Raw genomic sequence first — 5300 nt, 5'->3', positions numbered from 1 at the left:
GTCGCCGACGGCGGAACGGCCGAGTCGCCCGAGCCGGCCGCCGGGTCCGAGCCGGCCGCCGGTAGCGACGACGGAGACGGCTCCGGCGAGACGCTCGCCGTCGAGGACTTCGAGAGCCACGCCCGCGGCGTCTCCGGCGTCGTCGACGGCGTCGAGGTGGTCGTCGGACACCCCGCCCTGTTCGACGAGCGCGGCTGGACGGTCCCCGACGCGGTCCGGGCGGCGGTCGCCGAGGCGCGCGACGTTGGACGCGTCCCCGTCGCCGTCGGGCGCGACGGCGCCGCCGAGGGCGTCGTCGTGGTCGGCGACGAGCTGCGCGAGGGGTGGGCGGAGACGGTGACCGCGCTCGACGACGCCGGCGTCGACGTGGTCGTGCTGACGGGCGACGACGAGCGCGCGGCGACCGTCTTCAGCGAGCACGACGCGGTCGCCTCCGTGTTCGCGGGCGTCCCGCCCGAGGGGAAAGCCGAGACGATCGAGCGGCTGAAGGCGAGCGGGCTGACGGTGATGGTCGGCGACGGGACCAACGACGCGCCGGCGCTCGCCGCCGCGGACCTCGGGATCGCGCTCGGCGGGGGGACGGCGATGGCGGCCGACGCCGCCGACGTGGCGATCGTCGACGACGACCTCGGCTCGGTCGCGACCGTCTTCGAGCTCTCGCGAGCCGCGGGGCGGCGCGTGAAGGGCAACATCGGCTGGGCGTTCCTCTACAACGCGGTCGCCATCCCGCTCGCGGTGACCGGGCTCCTGAACCCGCTCTTCGCCGCGGTCGCGATGGGGGCGTCCAGCCTGCTCGTCGTGACGAACTCCTCGCGGGCGCTGCTGGAGTGACGGCCGACGGGAGGCCACGCCTCAGTACGTCAGCACGACGGTAAGGAGCCACCCGACCCCGACAACGGCCGACGCAACGGTCGGCGAGCCGGTCGGTTCGGTCGGCGGATTTCGGAAGAGGACCTCATAGAGAATGAGCGTTGACACGAGGCTCCCGCTGGCGAGCCCCTGATGAAGGGCGACGGCGGGGTGTACACCCGCCGCTGCACCGACGATCATCGCGGCGGCGATTGCCCCGAGCAGCCAGTCGTAGTAGCTCACCATTCCCACGTCGATACTCGAAGCTCGGCCGTGAAGTATCGCCCGTCGTTTCTCGCGAACCGACAACCGGGAACGCGGACCGATCGGGGGGCGGGAACCGCAACCGACTTTCCCCTCACGCGACTACGCTCGGTCATGTCACAGCGACAGCGGTCCTTCGACGCACCGACCCGCGACGGGATGCCCGTGCTCGGGCTCGGCACGTGGGAGAACGACGACCCCGCGCAGTGTACCGAGTCCGTCAAGACGGCCCTCGAAACCGGTTACCGCCACGTCGACACCGCCCAGATCTACGGCAACGAGGCCGCCGTCGGCGACGGGATCGCCGCGGCCGACGTCGACCGCGACGACGTGTTCCTCGCGACGAAGGTGTGGATCAACCAGCTGGCGCCCGAGGACGTGGCCGCGTCAACGCGCGAGAGCCTCCAGAAGCTCGGCACCGAGCACGTCGACCTGCTGTACGTCCACTGGCCGGCGGGGGCGTACGACCCCGCGGAGACGCTGCCCGCGTTCGCGGAGCTCCGCGACGACGGACTCGTCGACCGGATCGGCGTCTCGAACTTCGAGCCCGAACACCTCGACGCCGCGACCGACGCGCTCGGCGAGGCGCCGTTCGCGAACCAGGTGGAGATGCATCCGCTGCTCCGGCAGGAGGAGCTGCGCGAGTACGCCGACGCCAACGGCGTCGAACTCGTCGCGTACTCCCCCCTCGCCCGCGGGAACGTGCTCGACGACCCGGCGATCACCCACATCGCCGAGAAGCACGGCGTCAGCGCGGCACAGGTGAGCCTCGCGTGGCTCCGCGAGAAGGGCGTCACGGCCATCCCGAAGGCGACGGGCGAGGACCACATCGCCGACAACTGGGCGAGCCTCGGGCTCGAACTTGACGCCGAGGACGTCGAGGAGATCGACACCCTCGGCCGGACCGACCGCCAGCTGAACCCGGACTTCGGCCCGGACTGGTAGACGAGCGACGACGCACTTTTAAATGACAGCGGTGGCGCGTGCCTCCGAGCGGCCGGTAGGCCGCGAGGAGCGCGCGCGAGGGACGCGGCGAACGTAGTGAGCCGCGAGGCTGGGGAGGTGTGAGGTGCTGTGCGGAGCGGTGCGGGGTGGGGCTCAAAGGGGCAGCCGTGAGAGGGGCGCAGGCGACGCAAGGACCGTAAGGAGGGAGTGATAACGACCGACTGAGGACCGCAGCGAGCGTGCGCCCCTCTCACGGCTGGGGCTTTGGAAGTGTTCTCCGCCGATCTGACATCAATTATTTATAAGTGAGCGGCTGGGGCTTCAGGGACCCCCACCGTCGATCTCGTATCAATCGTTTATAAGCGAGCGGCTGGTGAGTCTGGGAGTTCGTCGACGGTTGCCGTCGACAACTTATAAAGAACCGATCCGCAAAATCGACCGACGTACAGTCGTTACGCGCTGTCCTCGGGCGTCGCGAAGCCGACGCCGCCGGCGAGGATCGCCGTTCCGGCGAGGACTGTCGCGCCGAGGACGACGAACCCGTCGGCCGGACTCAGCCCGGCGATCGACGCCGCGACGTCCACGACGAACACCGTGACGAACAGGCTCAAGACGGCGAACGCGAGCATGACGAACCCGGCGAGCAATGCGCTGGCTAACGAGCCGAAGGCGTCGAGAATTCCCATAACACGGTGGTTATCTGCCGCGTATAAATAAGTGGCCGCATCCGGGTGGCATAATCGAAGTACCGAGACGATCCCTCCGCGGGCGACCGTTCGATCTCAGACGTGCTCGGCGAGGAAGTCGACGATCTCGCGGTACGCCTCGATGCGGTTCTCCAGCTTCGCGAAGCCGTGGCCCTCGTCGTCGAAGATCAGCTTGCGGACCGGGACGCCCTGCTCGCGCGCCTCCTCGACGATCTGCTCGGCCTCGCCCACGGGCACCCGCGGGTCGTTCTCGCCGTGGAGGACGAACAGCGGCGCGGCGATCTGATCGATGTTGTTGATCGGCGAGATCGACTCCAGGAACTCCCGGTCGTCCGCCAGCGAGCCGTACTCGGCCTCGCGCAGCGATCGGCGCCAGTCGCCGGTGTTCTCCAGGAAGGTGACGAAGTTCGCGATGCCGACGACGTCGACGCCGGCGGCCCACAGGTCGGGGTACTCGGTGAGCGCGGCGAGCACCATGAACCCGCCGTAGGAGCCGCCCATCGCGACGACGCGGTCGGGGTCCGCCTCGGGGTGGTCGTGGAGCCACTCGACGCCGGCCCGGAGGTCCGCGACCGAGTCCATCCGGTTCTCCACGTCGTCGAGCGCGGCGTACGCCTTGCCGTATCCCGACGAGCCGCGGACGTTCGGCTCGAAGACGGCGTACCCGCTGTTCAGCAGGTACTGCTTCACCGAGGCGAACGAGGGCCGGCGCTGAGACTCGGGGCCGCCGTGGATGTCCACGACGACGGGGTAGCCGCCTTCGGGCGGTTCCGTCTCCGGAACGGAGAAGAACGCCGGGATCTCTCGGCCGTCGAAGGTGGGATAGTGGACGGGCTCGGGCTCGACGAACGTGTCCGGCGGGATCCCGGCGGTCGAGGCGGCGGTCCAGCGCTCCGTCTCGCCGGTCGTCGCGTCGACGACGTAGACGTTCGCGTTGCGGGTGCTCCCGGTCGCGGTGATCGCGAAGCGGTCGCCGTCCGGCCCGAAGCTCACGCCGCCGGCGACGCCCTCGGGGAGATCGGGGGCCGGGAAGGGGTCGATCCGATCGGGCTCGACCAGCTCGCCGACCGTGATATCGGTGTAGCCGTCGACGTTTCGCGAGTAGACGACGCGGCGGGACTCCTCGTGGACCGCGACGCCGTCGACGTTCCAGCCGTCGTCGCCGCCGGGCTTGGCGCGGGCGTCGTCGCCGCCGCCGTCGTCGCCCGCGCTCGCGCCGCTTCCGCGCCCCGGGCTTTCCCCGGACGCGACCACGGAGAACTCCCCGCTCGCGAGGTCCAGCCGCTCTAGGCGAAGCGTGTCGCTGTCGCGGTCGGTGACGAGGTACAGCGAGTCGCCGTCCGGTCCCCACTCCGGGCTGCCGTACCGCACGTCGCCCTCGTGGGGCGTGTGGTGGGTCAGGCCGCCGCTCGCGACGTCGAGCGTGTACACGTCGTGGTTAAACGAGGACTGCGCCTCGTGGACGATCAGGCGGTCGTCGCTCGGCGACCAGCCGGCGACCGAGAGCCAGCCGTCGCCCTCGTACACTCGCTCCGCGCCGTCGCCGGTCGCGTCCCGGTCTTGGACGTACACGTCGAACACCGACTCGTCGCGCCGGTTCGAAGCGAACGCGAAGCGGTCGCCCTCGGAGTCCCAGCCGCCCCACCGGTGTTTCGCCTCGGGGCGGTCGGTGAGGTCGACGATCTCGCCGGACTGGTAGTTGAGTCGGTACAGCTGGGCGCGCTCGTTACCCCCCTCGTCCATCCCGAAGACGGCCTCGGCGCGCTCCGGCGAGGAGTCGACGAAGGAGACCGACTCCTCGAAGAACGTGTGCTGTTCGGGCCACCCGAGCGGCTCGTCGACCGACCACACCTGCCCGGTGCCGGTCGCGTTTAACAGGAAGGAGAGCCGCCCGTGGGGACCGAGGTCCGCCCCGCCGGCGTTCCGCACGTTGAGGTACCGTTCGATGTCGTAGCGGTGCATGGGGTCCGATTCCGGCCGCGGTGTGAAACAGTTTCGGGTGCGAAACGGGCGGCGAGCGGGCCGCCTCGGCGTCTCCGCGTCGTCTCCGCGCGGAACGCGCGCTCCCGCTCGGCCCCGCCGCGATGCCGTGTCTTTTTATCCGGGCCCGCCGTCCGGTCGGCGTATGCGCGTCGCGTTCGTCTCGCTTCTCGCTCCGGGCCACGGCGACACGCCGGCCCGGGCGCGGACGCGGCGGGTCGCCCGCGGGCTCGCCGCCCGCGGCCACGAGGTCGTGTGGCTCTGCGCGCGCTGGTGGGGCGGCGACCACGACACGTTCGAGGAGGGTGGGATCGAGTACCGCTCGGTGACGGCGGACCCGTCGCCGACGGCGTTCGCGGCGCGGCTCCCGCTCGCGCTCCGCCGGGCGAACCCCGACGTCGTCCACGCGGTCAACAGCCCGCCAACGCCGGGGATCGCCGCGACGCTCGCGGGAACGCTGGCGCGGACGCCGGTCGTCGTCGACTGGTGGCGCGACCACCCCGCCGACGCCGCCCGACGCTACCGGTGCCACGCCCAGTCACATATACCCAACAG

General features: G+C 70.8%; 6 protein-coding genes. 3 read left to right on the top strand and 3 right to left on the bottom strand.

Annotated elements, in window-relative coordinates:
- Positions 1-831, top strand: an 831-nt coding sequence (locus OQF71_RS13720) for an HAD-IC family P-type ATPase (protein ID WP_280588351.1), incomplete at its 5' end; no start/stop codon positions are given.
- Between the two features lie 21 nt (positions 832-852).
- Here OQF71_RS13720 and OQF71_RS13715 read toward each other — a convergent pair.
- The gene (locus OQF71_RS13715; protein WP_280588355.1) at positions 853-1095 is read right to left on the bottom strand and encodes a hypothetical protein; all 243 of its coding nucleotides are present in this window, start codon (positions 1093-1095) and stop codon (positions 853-855) included.
- A gap of 177 nt (positions 1096-1272) precedes the next feature.
- On the opposite strand from OQF71_RS13715, the gene OQF71_RS13710 reads away from it, so the two are divergent.
- Positions 1273-2058 (top strand): aldo/keto reductase, encoded by a 786-nt coding sequence (locus tag OQF71_RS13710; protein WP_280588353.1) that lies wholly within the window; start codon positions 1273-1275, stop codon positions 2056-2058.
- Positions 2059-2510: 452 nt separating this feature from the next.
- On the opposite strand, the gene OQF71_RS13705 is transcribed toward OQF71_RS13710, so the two are convergent.
- On the bottom strand, positions 2511-2744 hold the full coding sequence (locus tag OQF71_RS13705; protein ID WP_280588350.1) for a hypothetical protein: 234 nt from the start codon (positions 2742-2744) through the stop codon (positions 2511-2513).
- Positions 2745-2840: 96 nt separating this feature from the next.
- Complete coding sequence (locus OQF71_RS13700) at positions 2841-4727, bottom strand: S9 family peptidase (protein ID WP_280588349.1); 1887 nt, start codon at positions 4725-4727, stop codon at positions 2841-2843.
- A 163-nt stretch (positions 4728-4890) separates the two neighbouring features.
- Here OQF71_RS13700 and OQF71_RS13695 point away from each other — a divergent pair.
- The coding region (locus OQF71_RS13695) for a glycosyltransferase (protein ID WP_280588348.1) at positions 4891-5300 on the top strand (410 nt) is incomplete at its 3' end.

Source organism: Halorubrum sp. Boch-26 (assembly GCF_029889805.1).
Classification (GTDB): domain Archaea; phylum Halobacteriota; class Halobacteria; order Halobacteriales; family Haloferacaceae; genus Halorubrum.
This window is presented reverse-complemented; position numbering and strand designations above follow the sequence as displayed.

What these genes read in the sequence shown, in the direction of transcription:
- OQF71_RS13710 (WP_280588353.1), top strand. Translation starts at nt 1,273, where the DNA reads ATGCCCGTGCTCGGGCTCGGCACGTGGGAGAACGACGACCCCGCGCAG.
- OQF71_RS13705 (WP_280588350.1), bottom strand. Translation starts at nt 2,744, where the DNA reads ATGGGAATTCTCGACGCCTTCGGCTCGTTAGCCAGCGCATTGCTCGCC.
- OQF71_RS13715 (WP_280588355.1), bottom strand. Translation starts at nt 1,095, where the DNA reads ATGGTGAGCTACTACGACTGGCTGCTCGGGGCAATCGCCGCCGCGATG.
- OQF71_RS13700 (WP_280588349.1), bottom strand. Translation starts at nt 4,727, where the DNA reads ATGCACCGCTACGACATCGAACGGTACCTCAACGTGCGGAACGCCGGC.